This window comes from Micromonospora pallida, assembly GCF_900090325.1.
Classification (GTDB): Bacteria; Actinomycetota; Actinomycetes; order Mycobacteriales; family Micromonosporaceae; genus Micromonospora; species Micromonospora pallida.
Genome location: NZ_FMHW01000002.1, coordinates 6759899 through 6785285, shown reverse-complemented (window position 1 = coordinate 6785285; position 25387 = coordinate 6759899). Strand labels below are relative to the sequence as shown.

Here is a 25387-nt window from a genome sequence, read left to right as displayed (position 1 = left end):
GCCCGGTCGGCCCGCTCCGGAGAGTCGTGACCCTTCGGAGAGTCGTGCCGCTCCGGAGAGTCCCCCGGAGCCGGATGGTCGTGCCGCCCCGAGAGTCGCCCGGCTCCGGGCGGGTGCCGATCTCCGGACGGGAGATCACGATCGCCCCGACCAGGGCGGCGAGGAGCAGCACCGACAGCACCTCGAACGGGAGCACCCAGCGGGCGAAGACCTCCGTGCCGATCCGCTCGGCGGTGCCCGCCTCGGGCAGTTCCACCGTCGACCACCGGTACGCGTCGACCAGCAGGGCGCTCAGCCCGAGCGCGGTTCCCCCGCCGACCAGGGCGGCCGGCCAGCCGGGCCGGTCCAGATCGTCGGAGGCCCCGATCGGGGCACGGGTGAGCATCACCGCGAAGAGCAGCAGCACCACCACCGCGCCGACGTAGATGAGCACCTGCACCCAGGCGACCAGTTCGGCGGTGAGCACGAGGTACAGCCCGGCCAGCGCACCGAGGCAGACCACCAGGTGCAGACCGGCGCGGACCAGGTGTCGCGTGGTCACCACCAGGGCGCCCGCACCGACCGCCACCGCGCCGAGCGCGAGCAGCAGCACGTCCACACCGGTCACCGGTCCGTTCCCTCCGTGCCGGCTTCGGGGCGTACCCGGGGAGCGGCTGGACGGGCGGCGGGGCCGGCCGGGGCGGCGGCCTTGCGCGCGGCGGTGGTCTCCTCCTTCGAGGGCTCGCCGTTCGGGTCGTGCGCGGGCGGCGGTGGGACGGTGGCCATCCACTGCCCGAGGTGGTCCTTGTCGTGCAGGAGATCCCGGATGTCGTACTCGGCGTACTCGAACTCCGGGGACCAGTAGAGCGCGTCGAACGGGCAGACCTCGACACAGATGCCGCAGTACATGCAGAGCGAGAAGTCGATGTCGAAGCGGTCGAGCACGTTGCGCTGGCGGGGGCGGGCCGCGCCGGGCACGGCCACCTCCTCCTTGTGCGAATCGATGTAGATGCACCAGTCCGGGCACTCCCGGGCGCAGAGCATGCAGACCGTGCAGTTCTCGGCCAGCAGGGCGATCACCCCACGGGACCGGGGCGGCAGTTCGGGGGCCACGTCCGGGTACTGCTGCGTGGTCGAGCGACGGGTCATCGTCTTCAGCGTGACCGCCAGTCCCTTCGCCAGTCCGCTTCCGGGCACACCGCTGTCACTCATGTCGCCATCCTGCCCTGTGTCCCCGACGTGCGCGACCACCACCCGGCAGTTACCGGCGCTACCGTGACCGGTGGGGAGAACGACGCACCGGCAAGCACCGGAAAAGGACCGCCCGATGACCGCCGCGCTGCATCCGCCGGATGGCGGGTGGACGACCGACGATCTGGACGCGCTATCCGACGATGGCCGCCGCCGCGAACTGCTCGATGGAGTGCTGCTCGTGTACCCCCGGGGCCGGTGAGCGGAGCCGACACCAGCGGGCCGGGCGTCGGGAGATCCGCCATGATGAGGGCGACAGGCGACCTTGGGCACCGCAAGGGGGCGACGTGAACGAGAGCACCGCAAGCGACTCGGCGACGAGCGACGAGGAGGTCCTGGAACGGACCGGAGGGAAGTACGTCGAGCCGGGTGGTGAGTTCACCCGCGACCAGCGCTACATCGCCACCCGGATCACCGCGGACGGGCGGGACGGCTATCCGGTCGAGCCCGGCCGCTACCGGCTGGCAGTCAGCCGGGCCTGCCCGTGGGCAAACCGGCTGATCATCGTACGGCGGCTGCTCGGTCTGGAGGACGCCCTCTCGATGGCGGTGGCCGGCCCGACCCACGACAAGCGGAGCTGGACCTTCGACCTGGACCCGGACGGCCGGGACCCGGTGCTCGGCATCGAGCGACTGGCCGCCGCGTACTTCAAGCGCTTCCCCGGATACGAGCGGGGGATCACCGTTCCGGCGATCGTGGACGTGCCGACCGGGCAGGTGGTGACCAACGACTACGCGCAGATGAGCCTGGACCTGTCGACGGAGTGGACGGCGCACCACCGCGACGGGGCGCCGCAGCTCTACCCGGAGCAGCTGCGCGCCGAGATCGACGAGGTCAACGCGCTGGTCTTCAAGGACGTCAACAACGGCGTCTACCGGTGCGGCTTCGCCGGCAGCCAGCAGGCGTACGAGCGGGCGTACCACCGGCTCTTCGATCGGCTGGACTGGTTGAGCGACCGGCTGGCCGGGCAGCGCTACCTGGTCGGCGACACGATCACCGAGGCCGACGTACGGCTCTTCACGACGCTGGTCCGCTTCGACCCGGTCTACCACGGCCACTTCAAGTGCAACCGGCAGAAGCTGAGCGAGATGCCGGTGCTGTGGGCGTACGCGCGGGACCTGTTCCAGACGCCCGGCTTCGGCGACACCATCGACTTCGACCACATCAAGCGGCACTACTACGAGGTGCACCGGGACATCAACCCGACCGGGGTGGTGCCGGCCGGACCGGACCTGGCGAACTGGCTCACGCCGCACGACCGGGAGGCGCTGGGCGGCCGTCCGTTCGGCGACGGCGCGCCGCCTCCGCCGCCCGCGTCCGCCGAGCGGGTCGACCCCGCCCACACCCCCCTGCGCTGACCGCGGACCCCGGCCAGCCCCCGGGCTGGTCGGGCTCGTCCGGGCGGCCCGCGCCTCGACATGCGGCATGTCGGGGTGTCCGGGGCGGACGACACCCGACATGCCGCAAACCGTGTCGATCACGTGGGCCGGGGGGCGGGGGCGGGCCGGGTCGGACCGGGGAGCGGAGGGCGGGGCGAGGTCCGGGCAGGGCGAGGTCCGGGCGGGGTCTCAGGTGGCCACGCGGACGGCGGCGGTCAGGACGAGCTGCCCGAGCGAGACCGGGACCAGCACCAGCCAGCAGAGCCGCTGGAGCTGGTCCTCGCGGAGCCGGGGGTACGACACCCGCAGCCAGATGATCACGAAAGAGACGGCGAAGACCTTCAGCAGCGTCCAGAGCCAGCCGAGGTACGCGTCGCCGAACGGCCCCTGCCAGCCGCCGAGGAAGAGCACGGTGGTCAGCGCGGCGATCACCACGATGCCGACGTACTCGGCGAGGAGGAAGAAGGCGAACCGCAGGCCGGTGTACTCGGTCATGTACCCGAAGACCAGCTCGGAGTCGGCGATCGGCATGTCGAACGGTGGCCGTCGGATCTCGGCGAGCCCGGCGACGAAGAACACCACCATCGCGGGGGCCTGCCAGAGCAGCCACCACGGCTGCCACGCCTCGACGATGCCGGACAGGCTCAGCGTGCCGGCCGCCATCGCCACCGACGCGGCGGCCAGCACCAGGGGCAGCTCGTAGCCGAGCAGTTGGGCCGCACCGCGCAGGCCGCCGAGGAGGCTGTACTTGTTGGCCGACGCCCAGGCCGACATGAGCACCGCCACCACACCGATCCCGACCACGGCCAGGACAAAGAAAAGGCCGATGTCCAGCGGCTGCCCGACCAGGTCGCCGGGGCCGAGCGGGATCACCAGCAGGGCGAGCAGGTACGGCACCAACGCCACCGCCGGGGCCAGCCGGAACACCGGCCGGTCGGCCTCCCGCGGGGTGACGTCCTCCTTCTGCACGAACTTGATGCCGTCGGCGACGAGTTGCGCCCAGCCGTGGAAACCGCCGGCGTACATCGGGCCGAGCCGGCCCTGCATGTGGGCCATGACCTTGTGCTCGGTCTGCCCGACCAGCAGCGGCAGGATCAGGAAGGCGGCGAGCACCCCGACCACCCGGAGGGTCAACTCCAGCCAGAGCGGCATCAGACCGCACCTCCCTCGTCACCGACGGAGGGCTCGGGCCGCTGCTGGTGGCCGTCGGCGGTCGGCTGGTTCTGCGGGGCTGCCCGCCCGGGTCGGTCGCCCGGGGCGCTCTGTCCGGGTCGAGCAGCGGGGGTGGTCCGGTCGCCCCGGGCCGGCCGCTCCCCGGGGGGTCGGCGGGCCGGGCGGGCGGGTGCGCCGCCGCGCGGCCCCTCCCCCACGCCACCGGCACCGGCCGGGGTCGGCGTCGTGCCCCACTCGCCGGGTGCGGGGACGCCCGGCGGACGGGCCGCCCGCCGGCCACCGCCGGCCTCCGACTCGCCCGGCTCCTTCGCCCCCGGCCACGGTTTCGCCACCCGGGAGGCGAGCACGAACTCCTTGCGCAGCGGGTGCCCCTCGAACTGCGGCGGCAACAGCAACGGGCGGAGCGCCTCGTGCCCGGCGAACCCGATGCCGAACATCTCGTGTGTTTCCCGCTCGTGCCAGGCCGCGCCGGGGTAGAGGTCCACCACCGACGCCACCTCGGCGGCCTCCCGGGGCACCCGGGTACGCACCAGCAGACCGTGCCGGTGCGCGGTCGACCACAGGTGGGCCACCACGTCGAAGCCGCCGTCCAGTTCGTCGACGGCGGAGAGCCAGTCGAAGAAGTCGCAGGCCAGTTCGGCGTCGTCCCGTGCCGCGCGTAGCGCGTCCCGCCAGCGGGCCGGCGGCACGTCGACGGTCGCGCGGGCGTACGCCTGACCGCCGGAGACTCCCGCGACCACCGCCTCGTCCACGACCAGTTCGACCAGCCGCCGCCCGACCCCCTCCGCCTCCATGCCCCGATCCTATGGCCCACCCCACTCCCCGTCCCCCCTCCCCGTCCCGCCCCCTGCCCACCGCCCCGCCCGCCCGTCGCCCAGCCTCGCCCACCACCACCGCCACCGCCCGGCCTCGCCCACCACCACCGGCCGCCGGCCGGCCGCCGCCGCCCGCCGCCTGCCGGCGTCGATCAAGAGGTTGGACGTCACGCGGATCGCCGTCTCGTGACACAACCTCTTGATCAACGCGGGTAACCGGGTACACGTGGGAGTGGGAGCGGGCAGGATCGGGGGGTGCGCGCGATAACGGTGGCACCCGGGGTGGTCGGGTCCCTGCGGCTGGACGAGGCGTGGCCGGAGCCACACCCCGAGGAGGGGGCGATCCTGGTCGAGGCCCTCGCCGTGGGCATCTGCGGCACCGACCACGAGATCATCGCCGGGGAGTACGGCGAGGTGCCTCCGGGCACGGACCAGCTGGTGCTCGGCCACGAGTCGCTGGGCCGTGTCCTGGAGGACCCGACCGGCACCCTGCACCCCGGCGACCTGGTCGCCGGGATCGTCCGGCGCCCCGACCCGGTGCCCTGCGCCAACTGCGCGGTCGACGAGTGGGACATGTGCCGCAACGGCCGCTACACCGAGCACGGCATCAAGGCGCTGCCCGGCTTCGCCCGGGACCGCTGGCGCGTCGCCCCGAAGTTCGCCATCGGCCTCGTGCCCGCCCTGGCCAACGTCGGGGTGCTCCTCGAACCGACCAGCGTGGTCGCCAAGGCGTGGGACCACATCGACCGGATCGGCCAGCGAGCCGAGTGGAAGCCGCAGACCGTGCTGGTCGCCGGGGCCGGGCCGATTGGCTTGCTCGCCGCGCTCCTGGCCACCCAGCGAGGGCTGACGGTACACGTGCTCGACCGCGCCGAAACCGGGCCGAAACCGACGCTGGTGGCGGCTCTCGGCGCGACGTACCACACCAGCCGGGTCGACGAACTGGACTTCGAGCCGGACATCATCGTGGAGTGCACCGGTGCGCCGAGCGTGGTGCTGGAGGCGATGTGCAAGGCCGCCCCGGTCGGCATCGTCTGCCTGACCGGTGTCTCCAGCGGTGGTCGCACCGTCGACTTCGACGCGGGCGCGCTGAACCGGGCGATGGTGCTGGAGAACAACGTCGTCTTCGGCTCGGTGAACGCCAACCGCCGGCACTGGGAGCTGGCCGCCGAGGCGCTCGGCCAGGCCGACCCGGCCTGGCTCGACAGCCTGATCACCCGTCGCGTCCCGGTCGAGGCGTACGCCGAGGCGTACCACCCCGGCCAGGACGACATCAAGGTGGTGCTGGAGTTCGCCCGCTGACGTGACCTCGACGCGAGCCGACCGGACCGGCACCGGGCGGGGTCCGGTCAGCCCACGGCAGACGGCGGCCAGGCCGGCAGGCGGCAGGCAGCGGCGAAGGTCAGAGGCCGGGTAGCTGGCCGTTGCGGAACAGGTCGACGAAGAGCTGGTGGTCCTGGCGGGCCTGGCTGCCGTACGTGTGGGCGAACTCGGTCAGGTACGTCACGAAGCCCGGCTCGTCGGCGTCGACGGCGGCGACGACCGCCTCCTCGGTGGAGTAGTCGACCAGGTCGTGGCTGGACTCGTCGTCGGCGACCGAGTGCATCCGGGCGACCGCCCGGCCCAGGTCGGCGATCACCCCGGCCAGGTCCTCCGGCTCGTTGACGTCGGCCCAGTCCAGGTCGGCGGCGTACGGGGAGACCTCGGCGACCAGTTGGCCCACCCCGTTCAGCTCGGTGAAGCCCAGCCACGGGTCGGCGTGCGCCTGGAGCGCCCGCTGCGACTCGGCCGTCCGGTGCCCCTGATGCTTGAAGTAGCCACGGACGCCCTCGTCGTCGATGTGCCGGGCCACGGCGGGCACCTGGGCCTGCTTCATGTAGATGACGACGTCGTTCTCCAGCGCCTGGGTGTGCCCCTCCAGCAAGAGGTTGTACGACGGCAGCCCGGCCGAGCCGATCCCCACGCCCTTGCGCAGCACCACGTCCTTGACGTGCGCGGAGACCGGGCGCAGCCGCGCGCTGGAGGCGGGCAGCGTGTCCAGGTAGCGGCCGAACGCGTCGCAGACCGCCTCCCGGGTCGCCTCGTCGACCTCGAAGACCCCGTCGCCGAGGGAGAACCGGCGCTCGTAGTTGTCGATGGTGGTCTGCGCGGCGAGCAGGTCCACCCGGGTGTTCAGCCGGGCCTGCTGGAGCACCCGGCGCAGCACGCCGTCGGCGTTCTCCAGGGTGATCGAGCCGATCGCGTCGTCCCCGCCGTGGGCGATGGCGCGCAGCTCGGTCAGGTACGACCGGGCGAAGGTCTCCACCAGGTCGCTGATCACCTGGTCGGAGAGGGCCTTGGCGTACCCGATCAGCGCCACGCTCGCCACGAACCGCTTCAGGTCCCAGGAGAAGGGGCCGACGTACGCCTCGTCGAAGTCGTTGACGTTGAACACCAGTTGCCCGGAGGCGTTCATGTAGGTGCCGAAGTTCTCCGCGTGCAGGTCTCCGTGGATCCACACCCGGCTGGTCCGCTCGTCGAGGAACCGGTCGTCGGCGTACTCGCCGACCTGGTCGGCGTAGAAGAGCGAGGCACTGCCCCGGTAGAAGGCGAACGGGGAGGCGGCCATCTTGCGGAACTTACGACGGAAGGCCGCCGGGTCGAGGGCCATCGACGGTCCGAACTCCTCGATCAGGACGTCGACGATGTGGGCGGACCGACGGTCCAGGGTCTGGCTCATGGACGCCCACGCTAGTGCCCGCCCGCCACGGTCCGACCCCCGCCCGCCGGCCCTGTGGGACCGGCCTGCTCACCCGGCGGAGGCACCCAAAGCAGCGGCGGGTGGACGGATCAGTCAGCCGGCGGGCGGACCACCGGCGCGGTGAGCGACTCGACCGGGCGGTGCGCCTGTGCGGCGTCCGCCGGGGAGGCCAGCCGGTCGGGGCGCGGGACCCCGCCGATCCCGGACTGTTCGGCGGCGATCCGCTCCTGGAGGCGGAGGATGCCGTGCAGCAACGCCTCCGGCCGGGGCGGGCAGCCGGGCACGTAGACGTCGACCGGGATGAGCTGGTCGACCCCCTTGGTGACCGAGTACGAGTCCCAGTACGGCCCACCGCAGTTGGAGCAGGCGCCGAAGGAGATCACGTACTTCGGCTCGGGCATCTGGTCGTAGAGGCGTTTGATGGCCGGGGCCATCTTGTCGGTGACCGTGCCGGAGACCACCATCAGGTCGGCCTGGCGGGGACCGTGCGCGAACGGGATCACCCCGAGCCGCATGAAGTCGTGCCGTCCCATGCTGGTCGCGATGAACTCGATCGCACAGCAGGCCAGCCCGAAGTTGAAGACCCAGAGCGAGTAGCGACGGCCCCAGTTCAGTACGAACCGGATCGGCTCGCCGAGAACTCCCGGTAGCTGCACGCCCGCTCCTCCCGTCTGTCCCCGACTTGACAGTCAACCACAGGCCCCGACCGGCAACCTCCGCAACCGATGGGCACTGCCGGGCGTGTCAGTGGAGTCGCCGCGGTCGACACGGTGCGGTGCGCAACGGGAGGAACAGGTGACGGTGATCAGGGATTCGAGGGTCGACGAGCCGCCACCCCGGCTGAGGCCGGGTGGGACAGCTCCGGCGGCGTCGACGGGGGCGGACTTCGACGAGATCTACCATGCGCACTTCCGGTCGCTGACCATCCAGCTCACCGCCTACTGCGGTGAGCTGACCCAGGCCCAGGAACTGGTCCAGGAGGCGTTCTGCCGGGCGTACGCCCGCTGGTCCCGGGTCTCCCGGTACGACGACCCGGTGGCCTGGATCCGTCGGGTCGCCTGGAACCTCGCGGCGAGCCGGTGGCGACGGCTCCGGACGGCCCAGCACTTCCTACGCCGGCAGCGGGAGGAACACGTACCCGGCCCGAGCCCGGACCGGGTGGCGCTGACCGCCGCGCTGGCCCAACTGCCCGCGCCGCAGCGACGGGCGGTGGTCCTGCACTACCTGGCGGACCTCTCCGTCAGTCAGATCGCGCAGCAGGAGGAGGTGCCCGAGGGCACGGTCAAGTCCTGGCTGCACCGGGGTCGGGCGGCACTCGCCGCCCAACTCGCCGTGACCAGTGAGGTGAAGCACCATGACTGAACCCGAGGACATCGTGGTGGGCGCGGAGTTCGCCGCGTACCGGGACGGGCTCCTGGACGCGGTCCGGCCGGCCGGCCCCACGGCGGTACGGACGACCGTCCGGCGGCGTCGCCGGCGTACCACCGTCGTGGCCGCCGCGGCCGTGGCGCTGGCGGTGGCCGTGCCGGTGGTGGCGAACGCGGCGCTGCGCCCGCCACCGGCACCCCCGGCGGGGACGCCGACGCCGGAACCGACCCCGTCGACAAGCGGCGGGCCCAGCGCGACCGCCCGGCCGGAGCCGACCACCCCCACCTCCACGAACGTCGCCCCGCCCGCACCCGGCGGCCGGCTGACCCGCGCCGACCTGCTCGCCAACATAGTGGATGTGCCGGCCTGGCTGCCGGAGACCGGCTGCCCCGGCGGGCGGATGCGGTTGTCCGACCGTCTCCAGGAGGAGGGCGACATCACGGTGGCCGGGATGGACCACGGCGACGTGGACGGCGACGGGGACGTCGAGACGGCCGTGCTGCTGCGCTGTCTGTCCGGCACGCACGGCCCGACACAGGTGGTGGTCTTCGACCGCGACGACGACGGCCGGATCGTCACCCTGGGCCGGGTGTTCCGGTCCGCCGACCCGACCCCGCAGGTGCTGCTCGCGGTGGACGTCCGGCCGGACGGGACGGTCCGGGTGGAGGTGGCGGACATCGCCCGGCCAACCGCCGGCGGTTGGCCGCTGGAGTGGTCCCAGCGCCAGTGGCGTGGCTACCGCTGGGACGGCGACCGATTCGAGCAGGTCAGCGGCGACACCACCTTCGGCGAGAACAAGCACGCGGTGAATCTGAGCGTCACCGTCGAGCCCCTGCGGTGGGGCCCGCCGGACGCGGCGGGCGGCCGGACCGGAACGCTGACGCTCACCGTCCACAACGCCAGCAGCCAGCCGGCCAGCGGGTTCTACGTCGAGGTCTGGATGCAGGCGGGCATCGGACCCGACGGCACAGGCTGGTCGGTCTGCGAGGACCCGCCACCGCCGGTCAGCCAGAAGGGCGAAAACCTGCCCTGCCGGGTGGGGCCGTTGGCGGCGGGCGCGAGCCGGACGCTCCGGCTCGGCCTCCGGACCAACTCTCCGAGCAGTGGTAACGGGCTCGTCGACGTGGCGGTAGCTGGCACACCGGACCACCCCCTGTCCGACCCCTGGACCGAGGACAACAAGGTGCGGTTCAGCTACCGCTGACGAGTCGGCCAGCCGACAGAAACGATCGCAACCACTGGCCGTGTCCAGGGGTGTTACCAGCAGTCAGGGCGGCGGGAAGCTGCCGCCACGGGGATCACGGAGGACACGACATGACCACACGTACCGGTCGACGGCTGACCACGGCCTTGCTCGCCGTTTGCGGCGGGCTGCTGCTCGGGGCGGCGGGAGTCGCCCCGGCATCGGCCGCCCCCACCGGCGACCCGGCGTCGCTCACCCTGGGCCGCCTGGTGCTCGACCCGACCAGCCGTGGCTACCAGGGCTCGCTCCCGGTGACGGTGACCAACGAGAGCGACGTGGCCGAGTACTTCTACGTCCGGATCGTCGAGCCGGTCGCCGGGTCGTTCCGGGCGCTCGACCCGGGGAGGCCTGCACCTTCGGCCCGCTGGTGCAGAACCGGCGGATCCTGGAGTGCAGCGTGCCGGGCGGCTCGCTCGATCCGGGCGAGCAGCGCAGCTTCGAGGTCGACTACGAGGTGTTGACCACGACCCGGACCTACCCGATGGCGGCGTCCGGCGGCACGGTCGAGGTCGGGGTCCACGGCAGCGGAACCGGGTACGACCGGGCCGCGTACCCGGCGCGGTTCCGGTCCACCAGCGGCTCGCTGGGCAACCCGGTGCCGTACGTGCAGGACAGCCAGGCGGAGGCGTCCGTCACCTCGGCCGGGGCGGTCACCCTCATCCGGCAGCCGGACGGGAGCTTCACCGGGCGGCTGCCGGTGACCGTCCGCTGGTCCGGTGACGCGGCGCACGACATGCTCTACGTCAACGCGACGCTGCCGGGCGGGGTCCGGATCTGGGGCACCGACCCGCAGGACGCGCCGAGCTCCTTCACCTCCTTCGAAGTACCGGGTGGTCGCCTCATGCAGGACGAGGAGCGCACCTTCGACGTCATCCTCCGCGCCCCGGCCACCACCACCCCCGGTGAGCTGGGCAGTGCCACCTTCTCGCTGACCACCAACTGGAACGCCCAGCCGCTGGTGGACGCCGACCCCACCGACAACACCACCTCGTTCACCGTGACGGCGACGAACTGACCCGCTCCCGGCACTCGGCCGGGGCGACACGGTCACCGGGTCCGGGGCGCACCGACGCCCCGGGCCCGGTGACGTTCTCAGTAGGTCGGTCGCTGGAGCAGGCCGACGAACTCGATCAGCAGCCGCTCCCGCAGGGCCGGCGAGGCGGCGTTGAGCAGTGTGTTCACCGTGGCCAGCCGGTCCGGCAGCCCGCCTCCGCCCAGGCCGAGCCCCTCGGCGAGACCCGCCACCAGCTCGGAAGTGAGCGCGTCCGGGCTGAGCCCGGCTGCCAGGCTGAGCAGTTCCGCCGGGAGTCGGACCGGGCCGGTAGCCCGGGTTGCCGCCACGGCGTCGGCGAGGTCCGGACCGAACTCGGCCACCCTCGGGGCCACCGAGGCGGTGACCGTGAGATGCACGCTCGCCGGCAGGTCGCCGTACGCCATCTGGGGTTGGGTGTGCCAGCCCCGCGCGGTCAGCTCGTCGACCAGCACGAACAGGTCGAGCCCGGGGTCGGTGCTGGTGAAGCAGACCACGGTCGACTCCGGTTCGGCCATAAGCCGCAGCCCTTCGACGCTGCGCACCCCGGCGGCCAGGTACCGGACCGCCTCGACGGTACGGCCGACAAGCTCGACGTAGCCGGCGTCACCGAGGTGCCGCAGGGCGGCGTACGCGGCGGCGATCGGCCCGCCGGAGCGGGTGGAGGCGATCACCGGATTGATCATCGTGTAGCCCGGCCAGTCGGCGAAGGCGAAGTACTGCGGGGCGCGCAACGCCGGGTCACGGTGCAGCAGCACCGAAACGCCCTTCGGGGCATAGGCGTACTTGTGCAGGTCGACCGAGATCGAGGTGACCCCGGGCACGGAGAGGTCGAAGCGGGGCACCGGCATCCCCAACCGACGTAGGTACGGCAGGGTCCAGCCGCCGAAGCAGGCGTCCACGTGGCAGCGCACCCCGGCCTGGGCGGCCACCGCCGCGATCCCCTCCACCGGGTCGACCACCCCGTGCGCGTACGAGGGCGCGGAGCAGGCCACCAGCACGGTCTCCGGCCGGATCGCGGCGGCCACGTCGGCCACCTCCGGGCGTAGCGTCCGGGGGGAGACGGGCACCGCGTCGAGGGCCACCCGCAGGTAGTGCGCCGCCTTGGCGAAGGCCGCGTGCGCGCTGACCGGAACCACGATCCGGGGTTCGGCGACCTCGGGGCGGGCGTCCCGGGCCGCCTTCACCGCCAGAATCAGCGACTCGGTGCCGCCGCTGGTGACGCTGCCGACCGCGTCCGGGGCGGCGGTGCCCGGCCCACCGCCGAGCAGCGTCACCGCTGCCCCGACCAGCGCGTTCTCCATCGCCAGCAGGGACGGGAAGGCGGTCGGGTCGAGCCCGTTGACGTGTGCGCTGGCCGCATGGGCGGCGCTGGTCAGCTCGTCCAGGCCGGGCACCGCCGGGTCGTAGACGTAGGCGAAGAGGCGTCCGCCGTGGGTGGGGCGGTCGGCGGCCCGCAGCGCCCGGATCTCCTCGAGCACCCGGTCTGCGGGTACGCCCAGGGCCGGCAGCGCGGACGGCGCGGCGGCCGAAGGCCCTGGCTGGACGGTGGTCTCCGCCGGGTCGGGCGGCGCGGAGGCCGGTGCCCCCGGCCGATCAGCCGGTCCCGCCGGGCCGGTCCCGGACCGGTCCGCTTCGGCGTCCGTTCCCGCCGGGTCGGCACCGGCCGTCGTCCCGGCCGGGTCGGTCGCGGCCGTCCGCATGTCGTCGGTCATGGGGTGGTGACGCCCTTCTGTGCGTCGGCGGCCCGCTCGGCGGCGGCGAGCCGCTCGGCGGTCAGGTCGTAGCGGCGCAGCAGCAGCACGGCCGGGCCCACCAGAAGCGCAGGCAGCACGGTGAAGCCGAGCAGCACGCCGAGGCGTGCGGTGTCGGACTGGCTCGCCGCCGCGCCGGTCGTCGAGGAGACGTACCCGGAGAGTTGGAGCACCAGCCCGTAGAGGCCGGGTCCGAGGGCCAGCCCGAAGGTCTCCCCCGCCGTCCACAGCCCGGTGAAAACGCCGGCCTGGCGGCGGCCGGTGCGCGCGGTGTCGTAGGCGACGCAGTCGGGGAGCATGGCCAGCGCGAAGACCTGCTGCCCGGCGTAGCCGCAGCCGATCACCGCGACCAGCGGGTAGACCACGGCGGGGGGCAGCACCGGCGCGGCGGCCAGCGCCAGCGCGCCGGCCGCGAAGAGCACCGACGCGGCGATCAGTGCGGCGCGCTTGCCCACCCGCGCGCCGACCCGGGTCCAGAGCGGCATGACCAGCAGGGCGGGGCCGACGAAGCCGGCGAAGAGCAGGGTCGGCCCGGTCTCCGGCGCGACGAGAATCTGGTCGGCGAAGTAGTTGACCCCGGCGAGGATGGTCGCCACCCCGGCCGACTGCACCACGAAGCAGACCAGCAGCAGCCGGAACGGACGGTTGCCGGCCGCGACGGCGAGCTGCGCGCGCAGGGTCGGCTCGCTCTCGCCGACCTCGCCGGCCGGGGCGCCCCGGGTGCCGACAAACGCGCCGACTGCCCCCGCCGCGATCAGCCCGGCGACGAAGAGGCCCAGCCAGCGGTGCCCGGGGAGGCCGTCGCCACCGGCGGTGACGACCAGTGGCGCGACCGCCCCGGAGACCAGGATGGCCACCGCCAGCACGGCGATCCGCCAGCTCATCAGCCGGGTCCGCTCGGCGTAGTCGCCGGTCAGCTCGGCGGGCATCGCCACGTACGGCACCTGGAAGAAGGCGAACGCGGTGGCCGCGGCCAGGAACGCGATGGCCACGTACGCCCCGGCGGCCGGGCCGGTGCCGAACGGCGCGGCGAAGATCGCGGCGAACAGGCCGGCGAGGGCGAGGCCACCGAAGAGCAGGTACGGCCGGCGCGGGCCCCAACCGGAGCGGGTCCGGTCGGAAATCCGCCCCGCGACCGGGTTGACCAGCACGTCCCACGCCTTGGGCAGGAGCACCAGCAGGGCGGCCACCCCGGCCGCGACGCCCAGGGTGTCGGTGAGGTACGGCAGCAGGAGCAGTCCCGGCACCGTCCCGAAGGCCCCGGTCGTCAGGGAGCCGAGGGCGTAGCCGAAATGCACCCGGCGGGGCAGCACGGCCGACGGCGCATCCATGGAGCCGAATGATACTCACATTGTGTCCGTCGTCACGCCCTTGACACGGCGTGCTGGGTGGTAGCAGGGGCCCCCTGTTACCGCTTTTTGCGTAGCAGGGGGCCCCTGCAACCACCGGAGCGCTCAACCCGCCGGCTGCCAGCAGGCGTTGGCCATGTCCACCCGGTCCCCGCGCAGCGGGGTCCCCTCGGCCCGCAGCCGGGCCCGCGCCTCGATCTCGTGACCGGGTGGCAGCCGTCCCGCCGCGTTGACCACCCGGTGCCAGGGCACCCCACCGCCGTGCCGGGCCATGATCGATCCGACCAGCCGGGCGGAGCTCCGACCGGAGCGCTCGGCCAACGCGTCGGCGACCGCGCCGTACGACATCACCCGCCCCGGCGGAATCCGCTCGACCAGTTCCAGCACCGCCTCGACGTACTCTTCCGAGTCCATGGCCAGCCACGATATGGGAACGGCAGCGGGCGAAGCGGGACCGACGGCGCAGAATGGGCGGGTGCGCGAAGCAGTCACCGCAGCCCGACGTGTCGTCGTCAAGATCGGCTCCTCCTCGCTGACCACCGCCGACGGCGGGCTGGACGAGGCACGCGTACGGGCCCTGGTCGACGCCCTCGCCGCGCTCGCCGGGCAGGGGCGCGAGGTGGTCGTGGTGTCCTCCGGCGCGATCGCCGCCGGCCTGGCCCCGCTCGGCCTGCCCCGCCGCCCGCGTGACCTGGCCACCCAGCAGGCCGCCGCGAGCGTCGGCCAGGGCCTGCTGATCGGCCGGTACGCGGACAGCTTCGCCCGGCACGGGCTGACCGTCGGGCAGGTGCTGCTCACCGTCGACGACGTGACCCGTCGGGCGCACTACCGCAACGCGTACCGGACCCTGCGCAAGCTGCTCGACCTGGGGGCGGTGCCGATCGTCAACGAGAACGACACGGTGGCCACCCAGGAGATCCGGTTCGGCGACAACGACCGGCTCGCCGCGCTGGTGGCCGCCCTGGTCCACGCCGACCTGCTCGTGCTCCTCTCCGACGTCGACGCGCTCTGGACCGGCGACCCGCGCCGACCGGAGTCCACCCGGATCACCGAGGTCCGGGGCGAGGCGGACCTGGCCGGGGTGGAGGTCGGCGGCGCCGGCCGGGCCGGGGTGGGCACCGGCGGCATGGTGACCAAGGTCGAGGCGGCCCGGATCGCCACCGGCTTCGGTATCCCGGTGGTGCTCACCGCCGCGCCGCTGGCCGCCGCCGCGCTGGCCGGCGAGCCGGTGGGCACCTTCTTCCACCCGGTACGCCAACGGCCGACCGCCCGGCTGTTCTGGCTGGCCCACGCCACCTCGCCCCGGGGCCGGCTGCACCTCGACCCGGGTGCGGTGCAGGCCGTGGTCGGCCGGCGCAAGTCCCTGCTCCCGGCCGGCATCACCGCCGTCGACGGGACGTTCACCGCCGGGGACCCGGTGGACCTGGTCGACGCCGGGGGCGCGCCGGTCGCCCGGGGACTGGTCAACTACGACGCGGTGGAGCTGCCCGGCCTGCTCGGGCGGTCCACCGGCGAACTCGCCGCGGCGCTCGGCCCGGCGTACGAACGTGAGGTGGTCCACCGCGACGACCTGGTGCTGCTGTAACGACGGACGGGTGGCGCCGGGGTGAGGTGGTTGCAGGGGTCCCCTGCTACGCAAAAAGCGGTAACAGGGGGCCCTTCCTAACAAGGAAGGTAGAAAGATGAGCGTTGTCGAGCAGGCCCGCCGGGCCCGGGTGGCGGCGGGGGCGTTGGCGGTGGCGACGCGTACCGCGAAGGACGCCGCCCTGCACGCGATGGCCGACGCGCTGGTGGCGCGTACCCCGGAGATCCTCACCGCGAACGAGGCGGACCTGGCGGCCGGGCGGGAGGCCGGGCTGAGTGCGGCCGTGCTCGACCGGCTGGCGCTGGACTCGGGACGGGTGGCCGGGATCGCCGACGCGCTGCGGCAGATGGCGGCGCTGCCCGACCCGGTCGGCGAGGTGGTACGCGGTTCGACCCTGCCGAACGGGCTGGAGCTGCGGCAGATCCGGGTGCCGTTCGGGGTGGTCGGGATCATCTACGAGGCCCGCCCGAACGTCACCGTTGACGCCGCCGGGATCTGCCTGAAGTCCGGCAACGCCGCGCTGCTGCGCGGGTCGTCCTCGGCGGCGCACTCGAACGCGGCGCTGGTGGCGGTGCTCCGGGACGCGGTCGCGTCGGCCGGGCTGCCGGCGGACGCGGTGCAACTGCTCGACGCCACCTCACGCGACTCGGTCAAGGAGCTGATGCGGGCCCGTGGCCTGGTGGACGTGCTGATCCCGCGCGGCGGGGCGTCGCTGATCCGCACCGTGGTCGAGGAGTCGACGGTGCCGGTGATCGAGACCGGGGTGGGTAACTGCCACGTCTACGTGGACGCCGCCGCCGACCTGGCGAAGGCCGTCGCGATCACCCTGAACGCGAAGACCCAGCGCCTCTCCACCTGCAACACCGCCGAGTCGCTGCTGGTGCACGCCGACGTCGCGGACGCCTTCCTGCCGGCGGTGCTGGCCGCGTTCGCCCAGGCCGGGGTGACCGTGCACGGCGACGCGCGGGTGGCCACGTACTCGGACGCGGTGGTGCCGGCCACCGACGAGGACTTCGCCACCGAGTACCTGTCGGCGGACATCTCCGCCACCGTCGTCGACTCGCTGGACGCGGCGGTCGCGCACATCCAGCGGTACGGCAGCGGCCACACCGAGGCGATCGTCACCGACTCGCAGCCGGCGGCCCGGGAGTTCGTGGCCCGGGTGGACGCGGCGGCGGTGATGGTGAACGCCTCGACCCGGTTCACCGACGGTGGCGAGTTCGGCTTCGGTGCGGAGATCGGCATCTCCACGCAGAAGTTGCACGCCCGGGGGCCGATGGGGCTGCCGGAGCTGACCAGCACCAAGTACGTGGTCACCGGCGACGGCCACCTACGCGGCTGACCCCTCCGCCGTTCGGTGGATGGGCTGGCCAAGTTCGAGCTTCCCGAGCGGCCGGCCGACCTGCTGCTCAACGACGAGCGGACCGGCCCACCGGCCGCCGCCCTGATGGGCATGACCATGCTGGTCGAGACCGCGGGCGGCCGGAACTACTCCGGCGCCGAGTACACCGCCTGGCTCACCGACGCCGGCTTCACCGGCATCCGGACGATCAGCTTCGACGCGCCGGGCGCCAACGGGGCGGTGGTGGCCCGCCGCCCCTGACCCGGCTCGGACGGCCCGGGACGGACATGTCAGAGGCCCCGCCGGTCGGCGGGGCCTCTGTTCGACGACTCAGTACGTGGGCAGCGAGGGGTCGATCTGCCTGATCCAGGAGAGCACCCCGCCCTGGACGTGCACCGCGTCGGCGAAACCGGCCGCCTTGAGCGCGGCGAGCGCCTCGGCGGAGCGGACGCCGGACTTGCAGTGCAGCACGATCTGCCGGTCCTGCGGGAACCGCGACAGCGCCTCGCCGGAGAGGATCTCGCCCTTGGGGATCAGGGTGGCCCCCGGGATGCGGACGATCTCGTACTCCGCCGGCTCCCGGACGTCGACCAGGAAGACGTCCTTCCCGGCGTCCTGCCACTCCTTCAGCTCGGCGGCGGTGATGGTCGCGTCGACCACCGCCTCCTGCGCCTCGACCGAGACCGCGCCGCAGAAGTCCTCGTAGTCCTCCAGCAGGTCGGTGACGGTCGGGTTCTCGCCGCAGAGCACGCAGTCCGGGTCCTTCCGGACCTTGATCTTGCGGTAGCTCATCTCCAGGGCGTCGTAGACCATCAGCCGGCCGACCAGCGGATCACCGATGCCGGCGAGCAGCTTGATCGCCTCGTTGACCTGGATCGACCCGATCGACGCGCAGAGCACGCCGAGCACGCCGCCCTCGGCGCAGGAGGGGACCATGCCGGGCGGCGGGGGCTCCGGGTACAGGCAGCGGTAGCAGGGACCGTGCTCGGCCCAGAACACCGACGCCTGGCCGTCGAAGCGGTAGATCGACCCCCATACGTACGGCTTGCCGAGCAGCACCGCCGCGTCGTTGACCATGTACCGGGTGGCGAAGTTGTCGGTGCCGTCGACGATCAGGTCGTACTGGGAGAAGATCTCCCGGACGTTCTCCCGGTCCAGCGCGGTGTTGTGGATCTCGACGGTGACCAGCGGGTTGATCTCACGGACCGTGGCAGCGGCGGACTCGGCCTTGGACCGGCCGACGTCGGACTGACCGTGGATGATCTGGCGCTGAAGGTTGGACTCGTCCACCGTGTCGAAGTCGATGATGCCGAGCGTGCCCACGCCGGCCGCGGCCAGGTACATCAGGGCGGGCGAGCCGAGCCCGCCCGCGCCCACACAGAGCACCCGGGCGTTCTTCAGCCGCTTCTGCCCCTCCACCCCGACGTCCGGGATGATCAGGTGGCGCGAGTAGCGGCGGATCTCGTCAACGGTCAGCTCGGCGGCAGGCTCGACGAGCGGGGGCAACGACACGGTGGACTCCCCGGGATCGGCGTTGGTTGCCGCGCCATTGTTGCTCGCCGGGCCGCCGGTCGGCCATGAGGAGGGACACTCGCCCGACATGCGGGAGCGGGGAATATCAGCGGGCGGGCCGCCTGCCCTGCTTCGCTCGGCGATCTCGCGAGCCGTCCGGCGGGCAGCGCCGCCGCGATCGACGCCGGCTGTGCCGCCGTCCGGGTCGACCCGCGCGCCGGGCGACCGGCGGTGACGGGTCAGGGGACAAGGTCACCGGCGTACCGGCGGCCGTCGAGGTAGGGCCAGGCGTTGGCGACGCAGCCGACCAGGCCGTACGTCTGCTGCTGCATGACCGGAGCCGGCTGGCCGGGGCCGGGGCACGCCTCGTGCAGTTCGCCGAACTCGTGCCCGACCTCGTGGTTGATCACGTACTCGCGGTAGACGTCCAGCGACGCGGTGTAGTCCGGCACCGCGGTCCGCCACCGGTCCAGGTTGATGATGACCTGCCCGGGCAGCCGGCAGGAGCTGTACCCGGCGGTGTGCAGGCCGCCCTCGGCGCACATCTGCTCGGAGGTGGCGGCGCTGGCCAGGTAGATGGTGAAGTCCTCGACCTCCGGCCAGGCCACCCGCTGCACCCGTAGCCCGCCGGAGGCGATCCAGCTCCGGGGATCGGCCAGCGTCGCGTCGACCGTGGCGGCGAAGGCGTCCGGGTCCTCGCCGACGCCGGCCTCCACGACGACCCGGTAGCGGTGGAGCGGACCGCCCGTGCCGGCGACCGGCGACCCACCGGCCGCCTCGACGAAGCGACCGGTCCCGCGCTCGGGGGGAGCGGCCGAGCCGGTCGCCTCCGCCGACGCCGTCGGTGCTGCCGACTCCGTTGGGCCGTCCAGGTCGGTGGGGTCCGTCGCCGGCTCCGGTGCCGGCCCGTTCGCCCCCGTCCCGGGGAACACCCGCTCCGTCGCCACGTCCAGGACGGTCGGCGCGGCCCCGGACCAGACCAGGGTCAGCGCCGCCACCCCGGCCACCAGCAGGGCCACCAGCGCGGTGCGGCGGAGCCGCCGACGCCGGCCACCGGTTGCCGGACCGGGCGGATCCGCGGCAGGACCGACGGACGGATCGACGGGGTCGCCGAAGGGATCAGGCGGGTTGGACGGGGCAGAAGACCGCATACCGGCAGCATGTCAGCCCTATTCGGCAATGAGTGACCATTCCCCGAAAAGCCCTCATATGTGACCTCCGAGGGCTTCCGGTGGCCTCAGAGTGGAGGGCCCTTGTACCGCCGGCCGTCAAGGTGCGGCCACGGGTTCGCGACGCAGCCCTTCAGAAAGAGCGTCTGCTGCATCATCACCGGTGCCGGCCGGCCCCGCCCGGGGCAGCGCTCGTGCCGGTGGCCCAGCTCGTGACCGACCTCGTGGTTCACCACGTACGTCCGGTAGACCGTCAACGGCACCCCGACTTCGACGAAGTGCGGCACCGACGTCCGCCACCGGTCGAGGTTGAGGATCACCTTGCCCGGGGCCCGACACGAGGTGTACGGCCGACCGCCGACCCGGATGTTCACCCCACCCGCCGCGCACATCCGACCTGCCGTCCGGGGCGTCGCCAGGTAGACGGTGAAGTCGTACGGCGCGTTCCCCGGAACCTGTCGCAGGCGGAGCCGCCCACTGCCGATCCAACTGTCCGGGGCGGCGAGCGCCTGTTCGACCTCGATGCCGAACGCCCGGACGTCCTCCCCGGAGCCCGACTCCACCGCCACCCGGTACCGGCGCAGCGGGCCGGCGCGGCCCAGCAACGGGCCCGTCCGGTCGTCGTAGCCGAAGGTGCCCCGCCCGGCGGACGGCACCGGACCCGGCATCCGCAGCAGCGGCGCGGGGGACGCGCTGACGCTCGGCGAGGGGGTCGCGGCGGCGAGCGGGGCGGGATTGTCGAGCGACCCGACCAGAGCCGGCTCGGTGGTGGTCGGTCCGGTGGCGGTCGGCGCGGTGCCGGACCGGGCGGGCAGCACGGCCGCGGCCGCCACGACCACGGCCGCGACGGCCGACGCGACCAGGGCGTACGCCACCGCCCTCCGGTGTGGACGGCGCAGGCGGGGAAGCAGGGCAGACATCCCGCTCAGACTGCCACGACAACCCATGTTCCGCAGTTCTGCCACGTCGGCCGAGTTCTGCGCGAGCCGCCCAGGCCGGGCAGGTGGGAGGCTCAGGCCAGCAGCGCTTCCAACCGGCGGTTGACCGCGGCCAGGGTGGCCCGGACCACGGCCTGCCGGGGATCGGCACCGGAAACCAGCGCCGAACCGGCGAGCTGCTCGACCCAGCCGTCGCAGACCAGCAGGACGACCACCGTCGCCACGTCGCAGGTACCGAAGGGCACCACGGCGGCGTGCTCGACGAAGCACCGCCCGCGCCCGGCGCCGGCGACCCGGAGCAGCTCGTCGACGGCCGCCGCGGCGGCCACCGCGCAGAGGCGCAGGACGTACCCGTCGACGGCCGGCCCGACGGCCCGGCCGGCGGCGTTGCGCGCGCCGGCCAGCAGGCGTACCTCGACGTCGGCGTCGAGGCCGAACGTGCTGACCTGCACGTGGTCGATCACCACTCGGGGTCCGGCGACGCCGCCGGTGTCCAGCGGCCGGGACGGCGCGGTCTCCGTCGTGGTCCGCTGCCCACCCGAGTACGAGGCGGCCAGCGTGGCCGGGCTTCCGGTGGCGGCCTCGGGGCCTGCGGTGGCCGCGCCGGTGCGGGCGGGCCGGAGGGCGGACGGCTCCTCCACGCTGGCCCGGCCCCGGGGCGGGTCCGGTTGCCGGCGGCGTACCTCGCTCGACGCCTCGGCCCGGCCCTCCGCCGGGGGCGCGACACGGCGGCGCGCCTCGGCCGACGCCTCCGACGGGGATACGGTGCGGCGGCGCGCCTCGGCCGGCGCTTCCGGCGGGAACGGGGTGCGGCGACGTACCGGCGGGACGGGCTCGGTCCCCGCGCCGGTGACCTCCTGCGGCGCGGCGGCCAGCCCCATCCGCTCGTGGAGCAGACGCGCGACGTGCCGGCTCACCTCCGCCGCGTCCGCCCCGTCGGCGAGGTCCAGCCGCAGGCTGTGCGCGCCGGCCGGGGTACGCCGCAGCGACGCGCCACGCACTCCGGCCACGTCCCGGACGGCGTCCAGGATCGCGTCGACGTCGAATCCCTCGGGCCGCTCCTGCGGTGGGGCTGGCTCGTCCTCCCGCCGCAGGTGGGTGGCGCTGCGGGCGAGTTCGGGGGTGTGGGCGTGGGGATCCACGGCTGGCGGCTCCGGCACGACGGGCACATCCGGCTCGGCGGGTACGCGCTGGGGCAGCACCGGCGGGGTGCCGCCCGGGTGGCGGTCGGCGACGGGTGACGGAGCCGGGGCCACCGGGTCGGGCGCGGATCGACGGGCCGTGTACGGGGGCGCGCTCGCGACGGCGGGCGCGGACGGGACGGGGTCGACGCGCCCGGCACCGGCGTGGTCCGGCTGGTGACCGGGCGGGGCACCGGCCGACGGGGGATGGTCGGCCGCAGCGGGCTCGGGCCGGAGCCGGAAGGGCCGGGCGGCATGGGTCTCGGGACGGACGCCGGCCGACTCCGTCGGGTCGACCGGGGACGGCACAGGCGGGGCGCTGGCGGGCGCTGCCGCCGGCCGGCCGGCCGCCCAGGGGCTCTGGTCCACCGGCGGGTACGGCCGGCGCGGCTCCGCCTCCGGCTCGTAGGAACGCCGCCCGGCGGTCCGGTACGCCGCCTCGGTCTCGGCTGACGACGCCCGGCCGGAACCAGGGTCGGCCGACGGTGTTCGACCGGCACCCGGCTCGGTCGACGGGGTGCGGGTGGGGTCGGCAGGACGGCGCGGCGCGGCGTCCCGGGCGTCGGACGTGGCCCAGGTCGGCGGCGCGTCCTCGTGAGGCCGGTCCTCCCCGGACCGGCGACCGGCCGGCTCGTCGTCACGGTGCCGATCGGCCCGGGAGCGTCGGCCAACGCCCTCGTGGGACCACGACGGTGTCCAGCCACCCCCGGCCCAGGCCGGCCGCTCCGGTTCGGTGGCGGGCGACTGCGCCGGGGGCACCGACGTCGGGCGGTCCGGCTCGGGCCAACGCTCCGCGTGGGCCGCCGTCGGCTCGTCCGAGGCGTGTCGCGCCGACAGCGCAGGGTGCCCGCCGGTGGGATGACGCACCGCCCCGGTGGCGTCCGGTTGGGCCCTCGGCCCATCGGATTCCACTACGGGATACCCGCCGGTCGGATGCCGGACGGCGGTGTCCGGGGACACGACCGGCTGCCCGCCGGTCGGGTAGCGCAGGGCCGTGTCGGGCGCCGGCTCGCCCGGCTGCTCGACCGCGGGCGCGGGTCGCTGCGCCGGGACGGCCAGCCGGCCGTGGTCGGATTCCCGTGGCTCACCGGCGCGGCCGGGAGGCGCGCTGACCGGAGCCTGCCGGCCGGCTGGGAGCTCGTCGCGGTGGGCGTGGCCGTTGAGCCGTCGGCCGTTGACCCGGCTCGGCAACTCGCTCACCTCGTCCGCGCCGGGCACCGGGGCGGGCAGGTCGCCGTACTGCGGCGACGACGAGGCCCAGCCGTGGCCCGGGTCGGCGGGCGGCCACGGGGAGCGGACCGCCCCCGCCCGGGATCCGCCGTCGGCCGCACGGGCCCAGCCGGCGCCCGACGACGCCCATGCGCTGGCCGAGTGAGCCAGGTCATCCTGCTGACCCGGCCCATCGCCGTGCTCTCCCGGGGTGGCGGCACCGGGTTGCCCTGTTTCATCCACCGCGCGCTCCTTGGTCGCCCCCGCTGAGGCTACCGTGTGGTGACAGTGGCGATAAGTTACAGCGGCGGGCCAATTCCACGGCGGGGCTAGGGACCGGCCGGTTCGGGTAGTAGGTACCGGCTCGTACGAGGAAATTCGGAGGTTCCCATGACAGCGGTGGGGAACGGCTCACAGACGGCCGGCCGTCCCACGCGCCTGCCCAGGTCAGCGCGGCGCAAGCAGCTGCTCGCGGCCGCGCAGGAGGTGTTCGTCGCGCAGGGCTACCACGCGGCGGCGATGGACGACATCGCCGAACGGGCGGGGGTCTCCAAGCCCGTCCTGTACCAGCACTTCCCCGGGAAGCTCGAGCTGTACCTGGCCCTGCTGGACACCCACTGTGACGCGATCGTCGCCAAGGTGCACGAGGCGATGCGGGAGACCAGCGACAACAAGGAGCGGGTCGGCGGGGCGGTCCGGGCGTACTTCGACTTCATGGACCACGAGAGCGAGGCGTTCCGCCTGGTCTTCGAGTCGGACCTGCGCAACGATCCGGCCGTGCGGCAGCGGGTGGAGCGGGTGGAACAGGGCTGCATCGCGGCCATCACCGACACGATCATCTCCGACACCGGGGTCAGTCGGGCACACGCCGAACTACTCGCGTCCGGGCTGGTGGGGGCGGGGAAGACCGCCGCGCAGTTCTGGCTGGCCGGGGGCGGCAGGTGCCCAAGGCGGAGGCGGAGGCGTTGCTCGCCGCGCTCTCCTGGCGGGGCATCGCCAGTTTCCCGCTCCAAGGGGAGCCGGCGGCCGGAACGGCGCAAACCGAGTCAGCGTGACCATCGCCTCCCCGGATCGGCTAGCCTTCCCAGGGCGGTCGTTTCGCCCGGATGAGGAGGCACAGTGGAGGTCAAGATCGGCGTGCAGTACGCGCCGCGTGAGCTGGTCGTGGAGAGCGCGCAGTCGCCGGCCGAGATCGAGCAGATCGTGACCGACGCCATCGCCGGCGACGGAACGCTCTCGCTGACCGACGAGAAGGGCCGGCGGATCATCGTGCCGGTCAGCAAGCTCGCCTACGTGGAGATCGCCGAGGCCGCGCCGCGCTCGGTCGGGTTCACCGTCCGCTGACGGTCGGATCCACCGTCCGCTGGTCCCGCCCGGGTCGCCGCGGCAGGTGCCGAAAGCTCACCTGCCGCGGCCGGACCACCAACCCCAACTCGGTCGTCCGGACCACCGGCCCCAGCTCAGTTGTTCAGACCGACCGCGCCCATCCGCTCGGTGTGGGCGTCGGTCAGCCGCCGGAACAGCGGCTGCGCGTCCCCCTCCTCGCCCCGCCCGATCAACGCGGTGAGCGCGCCCCGGTCGGCGGCGGCGGCCCGCCCCGCCTGGGAGAGCCCCTCCCCCACCAGCCGCCGCGCCCACATGGAGAGCCGGTTGGCCACCCGGGGGTCCGCCTCGATCGCCGCCCGGATCTCGGCGGCGGCGAAGTCGGCGTACCGGGACTCGTGCAGCACGTCCAGGACCAGTTGCCGGTCCGGTTCGGCCAACGCCTCGGCGATCTCCCGGATGAAGTCGTCGGCGATGGCGTCCCCGACGTACGCCTTGGTCACCGCCTCCAGCCAGTCCTTCGGCTCGGTCGAGTCGTGGTACGCCTGCAACGCCGCCAGGTACGGCGCCATCGCGTGGTCGGGTGACGCGCCCAACTCGGTGAGCCGGTCGGCGAGCCGCCGATAGTTGACCATCTCCGCCGCGGCCATCGCGCTCAACTCGGCCCGTCGCCGGAGGTCGGGGGCGAGCCGGGCGTCGGCGGCCATCCGGTCGAAGGCGAGCAACTCGCCGAGGGCCACCAGGCCGAGCAGGTCGACGACGGCGGACTCGGGGGCGGGGGCTGCGGACACGAGCGCAGGTTACTCCTCGGCGGGCCTGGGCGTGGGGTAGCCGATCACGAATTCCCGAACCCCACATAATGTGATCCAGGCCACAGTATGGACCCCCGGGTGGACCGCCTCCGACGCAGATCCGGATGACATCCCGGTTAACCAGGTAGTATGGAGCAGTTGTCGTGGGCGCCGTCTGGATGGGCCGTCTGGAATTGGATGGGCCGCCTGGACTGGATAGGCCGTCTGGATCTGTCAGCCGCCCCGGGGCGGTGCT

General features: G+C 73.7%; 21 protein-coding genes and 5 pseudogenes. 12 read left to right on the top strand and 14 right to left on the bottom strand.

Translation table 11 applies throughout. The features are described 5' to 3' along the window. Positions 1 to 85: 85 nt before the first annotated feature. Together GA0074692_RS28965 and GA0074692_RS28960 are read right to left on the bottom strand one after the other, a co-directional pair. A pseudogene (locus GA0074692_RS28965) lies at positions 86 to 607 on the bottom strand (NADH-quinone oxidoreductase subunit J family protein); the annotation flags it as partial. Then, positions 604 to 1191 (bottom strand): NuoI/complex I 23 kDa subunit family protein, encoded by a 588-nt coding sequence (locus tag GA0074692_RS28960; protein WP_091650110.1) that lies wholly within the window; start codon positions 1189 to 1191, stop codon positions 604 to 606. The pseudogene GA0074692_RS28965 and the gene GA0074692_RS28960, both read right to left, overlap by 4 nt. A gap of 115 nt (positions 1192 to 1306) precedes the next feature. Here GA0074692_RS28960 and GA0074692_RS36615 point away from each other — a divergent pair, with 115 nt between their 5' ends. After that, complete coding sequence (locus GA0074692_RS36615) at positions 1307 to 1432, top strand: hypothetical protein (protein ID WP_281199060.1); 126 nt, start codon at positions 1307 to 1309, stop codon at positions 1430 to 1432. Positions 1433 to 1517: 85 nt separating this feature from the next. Further along, the gene (locus tag GA0074692_RS28955; RefSeq protein ID WP_425413367.1) at positions 1518 to 2588 is read left to right on the top strand and encodes a glutathione S-transferase family protein; all 1071 of its coding nucleotides are present in this window, start codon (positions 1518 to 1520) and stop codon (positions 2586 to 2588) included. Positions 2589 to 2798: 210 nt separating this feature from the next. On the opposite strand, the gene nuoH is transcribed toward GA0074692_RS28955, so the two are convergent. Both nuoH and GA0074692_RS28945 read right to left on the bottom strand, forming a co-directional pair. After that, positions 2799 to 3761 (bottom strand): NADH-quinone oxidoreductase subunit NuoH, encoded by a 963-nt coding sequence (nuoH, locus tag GA0074692_RS28950; RefSeq protein ID WP_091650107.1) that lies wholly within the window; start codon positions 3759 to 3761, stop codon positions 2799 to 2801. 218 nt (positions 3762 to 3979) lie between these two features. Then, positions 3980 to 4596, bottom strand: a pseudogene (locus GA0074692_RS28945) (NADH-quinone oxidoreductase subunit C); the annotation flags it as partial. Between the two features lie 256 nt (positions 4597 to 4852). On the opposite strand from GA0074692_RS28945, the gene GA0074692_RS28935 reads away from it, so the two are divergent. Next, positions 4853 to 5899, top strand: a complete 1047-nt coding sequence (locus GA0074692_RS28935; protein ID WP_091650101.1) for a glucose 1-dehydrogenase — start codon at positions 4853 to 4855, stop codon at positions 5897 to 5899. Between the two features lie 100 nt (positions 5900 to 5999). On the opposite strand, the gene GA0074692_RS28930 is transcribed toward GA0074692_RS28935, so the two are convergent. Together GA0074692_RS28930 and GA0074692_RS28925 are read right to left on the bottom strand one after the other, a co-directional pair. Then, the gene (locus tag GA0074692_RS28930) at positions 6000 to 7316 is read right to left on the bottom strand and encodes a DUF2252 domain-containing protein (RefSeq protein WP_091650097.1); all 1317 of its coding nucleotides are present in this window, start codon (positions 7314 to 7316) and stop codon (positions 6000 to 6002) included. Between the two features lie 110 nt (positions 7317 to 7426). Beyond that, positions 7427 to 7993: an NADH-quinone oxidoreductase subunit B gene (locus tag GA0074692_RS28925; RefSeq protein WP_091650094.1), complete on the bottom strand. Its 567-nt coding sequence runs from the start codon at positions 7991 to 7993 to the stop codon at positions 7427 to 7429. Positions 7994 to 8132: 139 nt separating this feature from the next. Between GA0074692_RS28925 and GA0074692_RS28920 the strand changes: the two genes are divergently transcribed. The 4 genes from GA0074692_RS28920 to GA0074692_RS28910 all read left to right on the top strand — a co-directional run bounded on the left by GA0074692_RS28920 (position 8133) and on the right by GA0074692_RS28910 (position 10963). Continuing rightward, complete coding sequence (locus GA0074692_RS28920) at positions 8133 to 8699, top strand: SigE family RNA polymerase sigma factor (protein WP_176738621.1); 567 nt, start codon at positions 8133 to 8135, stop codon at positions 8697 to 8699. Continuing rightward, positions 8692 to 9909: a hypothetical protein gene (locus GA0074692_RS28915; protein ID WP_091650091.1), complete on the top strand. Its 1218-nt coding sequence runs from the start codon at positions 8692 to 8694 to the stop codon at positions 9907 to 9909. The genes GA0074692_RS28920 and GA0074692_RS28915 overlap by 8 nt, the downstream gene beginning before the upstream one ends. 110 nt (positions 9910 to 10019) lie before the next feature. Next, positions 10020 to 10409, top strand: coding sequence for a hypothetical protein (locus GA0074692_RS34320; protein WP_141725436.1), 390 nt, complete (start codon positions 10020 to 10022; stop codon positions 10407 to 10409). Beyond that, entirely contained in the window at positions 10346 to 10963 is a 618-nt protein-coding gene (locus tag GA0074692_RS28910) for a hypothetical protein (RefSeq protein ID WP_141725435.1), read from the top strand. Before GA0074692_RS34320 ends, GA0074692_RS28910 begins: the two co-directional genes overlap by 64 nt. Before the next feature lie 77 nt (positions 10964 to 11040). Here the strand turns inward: GA0074692_RS28910 and GA0074692_RS28905 are convergent, their stop codons facing one another. From GA0074692_RS28905 to GA0074692_RS28895, 3 genes are all read right to left on the bottom strand, one after another. Then, positions 11041 to 12693 carry a pyridoxal phosphate-dependent decarboxylase family protein gene (locus GA0074692_RS28905; protein WP_245730503.1) on the bottom strand — a complete coding sequence of 551 codons (1653 nt, stop codon included), beginning with the start codon at positions 12691 to 12693 and terminating at the stop codon, positions 11041 to 11043. After that, entirely contained in the window at positions 12690 to 14063 is a 1374-nt protein-coding gene (locus GA0074692_RS28900; protein ID WP_091650084.1) for an MFS transporter, read from the bottom strand. Before GA0074692_RS28900 ends, GA0074692_RS28905 begins: the two co-directional genes overlap by 4 nt. Positions 14064 to 14186: 123 nt before the next feature. Further along, the gene (locus GA0074692_RS28895; protein ID WP_091650081.1) at positions 14187 to 14495 is read right to left on the bottom strand and encodes an MGMT family protein; all 309 of its coding nucleotides are present in this window, start codon (positions 14493 to 14495) and stop codon (positions 14187 to 14189) included. Positions 14496 to 14508: 13 nt separating this feature from the next. On the opposite strand from GA0074692_RS28895, the gene proB reads away from it, so the two are divergent. From proB to GA0074692_RS28880, 3 genes and pseudogenes are all read left to right on the top strand, one after another. Beyond that, positions 14509 to 15666: a glutamate 5-kinase gene (proB, locus tag GA0074692_RS28890; protein ID WP_091650076.1), complete on the top strand. Its 1158-nt coding sequence runs from the start codon at positions 14509 to 14511 to the stop codon at positions 15664 to 15666. 97 nt (positions 15667 to 15763) lie between these two features. Continuing rightward, positions 15764 to 17008: a glutamate-5-semialdehyde dehydrogenase gene (locus GA0074692_RS28885; protein ID WP_091650072.1), complete on the top strand. Its 1245-nt coding sequence runs from the start codon at positions 15764 to 15766 to the stop codon at positions 17006 to 17008. A gap of 54 nt (positions 17009 to 17062) precedes the next feature. After that, positions 17063 to 17269, top strand: a pseudogene (locus GA0074692_RS28880) (methyltransferase); the annotation flags it as partial. 69 nt (positions 17270 to 17338) lie between these two features. On the opposite strand, the pseudogene moeZ reads toward GA0074692_RS28880, so the two are convergent. From moeZ to GA0074692_RS28860, 4 genes and pseudogenes are all read right to left on the bottom strand, one after another. Further along, positions 17339 to 18587, bottom strand: a pseudogene (gene moeZ / locus GA0074692_RS28875) (adenylyltransferase/sulfurtransferase MoeZ). Between the two features lie 172 nt (positions 18588 to 18759). Next, entirely contained in the window at positions 18760 to 19671 is a 912-nt protein-coding gene (locus GA0074692_RS28870) for a DUF3152 domain-containing protein (RefSeq protein WP_091650064.1), read from the bottom strand. 86 nt (positions 19672 to 19757) lie between these two features. Further along, positions 19758 to 20609, bottom strand: a complete 852-nt coding sequence (locus GA0074692_RS28865; RefSeq protein ID WP_091650061.1) for a DUF3152 domain-containing protein — start codon at positions 20607 to 20609, stop codon at positions 19758 to 19760. Positions 20610 to 20701: 92 nt separating this feature from the next. Further along, a complete protein-coding gene (locus GA0074692_RS28860) occupies positions 20702 to 23260 on the bottom strand; it encodes a hypothetical protein (RefSeq protein WP_091650058.1) in 2559 nt (852 codons plus the stop codon). A gap of 147 nt (positions 23261 to 23407) precedes the next feature. On the opposite strand from GA0074692_RS28860, the pseudogene GA0074692_RS28855 reads away from it, so the two are divergent. Further along, a pseudogene (locus GA0074692_RS28855) lies at positions 23408 to 24072 on the top strand (TetR/AcrR family transcriptional regulator). 64 nt (positions 24073 to 24136) lie between these two features. Further along, entirely contained in the window at positions 24137 to 24361 is a 225-nt protein-coding gene (locus GA0074692_RS28850) for a DUF3107 domain-containing protein (RefSeq protein WP_091650054.1), read from the top strand. A gap of 116 nt (positions 24362 to 24477) precedes the next feature. On the opposite strand, the gene GA0074692_RS28845 is transcribed toward GA0074692_RS28850, so the two are convergent. Then, on the bottom strand, positions 24478 to 25131 hold the full coding sequence (locus GA0074692_RS28845) for a ferritin-like fold-containing protein (RefSeq protein WP_091650049.1): 654 nt from the start codon (positions 25129 to 25131) through the stop codon (positions 24478 to 24480). Between the last annotated feature and the right edge of the window lie 256 nt (positions 25132 to 25387).

Excerpts from the sequence above, each read along its gene's own strand:
- GA0074692_RS28885 (WP_091650072.1), top strand. The coding sequence starts at position 15,764 with ATGAGCGTTGTCGAGCAGGCCCGCCGGGCCCGGGTGGCGGCGGGGGCG.
- GA0074692_RS36615 (WP_281199060.1), top strand. The coding sequence starts at position 1,307 with ATGACCGCCGCGCTGCATCCGCCGGATGGCGGGTGGACGACCGACGAT.
- GA0074692_RS28905 (WP_245730503.1), bottom strand. The coding sequence starts at position 12,693 with ATGACCGACGACATGCGGACGGCCGCGACCGACCCGGCCGGGACGACG.
- GA0074692_RS28900 (WP_091650084.1), bottom strand. The coding sequence starts at position 14,063 with ATGGATGCGCCGTCGGCCGTGCTGCCCCGCCGGGTGCATTTCGGCTAC.
- GA0074692_RS28960 (WP_091650110.1), bottom strand. The coding sequence starts at position 1,191 with ATGAGTGACAGCGGTGTGCCCGGAAGCGGACTGGCGAAGGGACTGGCG.
- GA0074692_RS28865 (WP_091650061.1), bottom strand. The coding sequence starts at position 20,609 with ATGTCTGCCCTGCTTCCCCGCCTGCGCCGTCCACACCGGAGGGCGGTG.
- GA0074692_RS28895 (WP_091650081.1), bottom strand. The coding sequence starts at position 14,495 with ATGGACTCGGAAGAGTACGTCGAGGCGGTGCTGGAACTGGTCGAGCGG.
- GA0074692_RS28870 (WP_091650064.1), bottom strand. The coding sequence starts at position 19,671 with ATGCGGTCTTCTGCCCCGTCCAACCCGCCTGATCCCTTCGGCGACCCC.
- GA0074692_RS28930 (WP_091650097.1), bottom strand. The coding sequence starts at position 7,316 with ATGAGCCAGACCCTGGACCGTCGGTCCGCCCACATCGTCGACGTCCTG.
- proB (WP_091650076.1), top strand. The coding sequence starts at position 14,509 with ATGGGAACGGCAGCGGGCGAAGCGGGACCGACGGCGCAGAATGGGCGG.
- nuoH (WP_091650107.1), bottom strand. The coding sequence starts at position 3,761 with ATGCCGCTCTGGCTGGAGTTGACCCTCCGGGTGGTCGGGGTGCTCGCC.
- GA0074692_RS34320 (WP_141725436.1), top strand. The coding sequence starts at position 10,020 with ATGACCACACGTACCGGTCGACGGCTGACCACGGCCTTGCTCGCCGTT.
- GA0074692_RS28915 (WP_091650091.1), top strand. The coding sequence starts at position 8,692 with ATGACTGAACCCGAGGACATCGTGGTGGGCGCGGAGTTCGCCGCGTAC.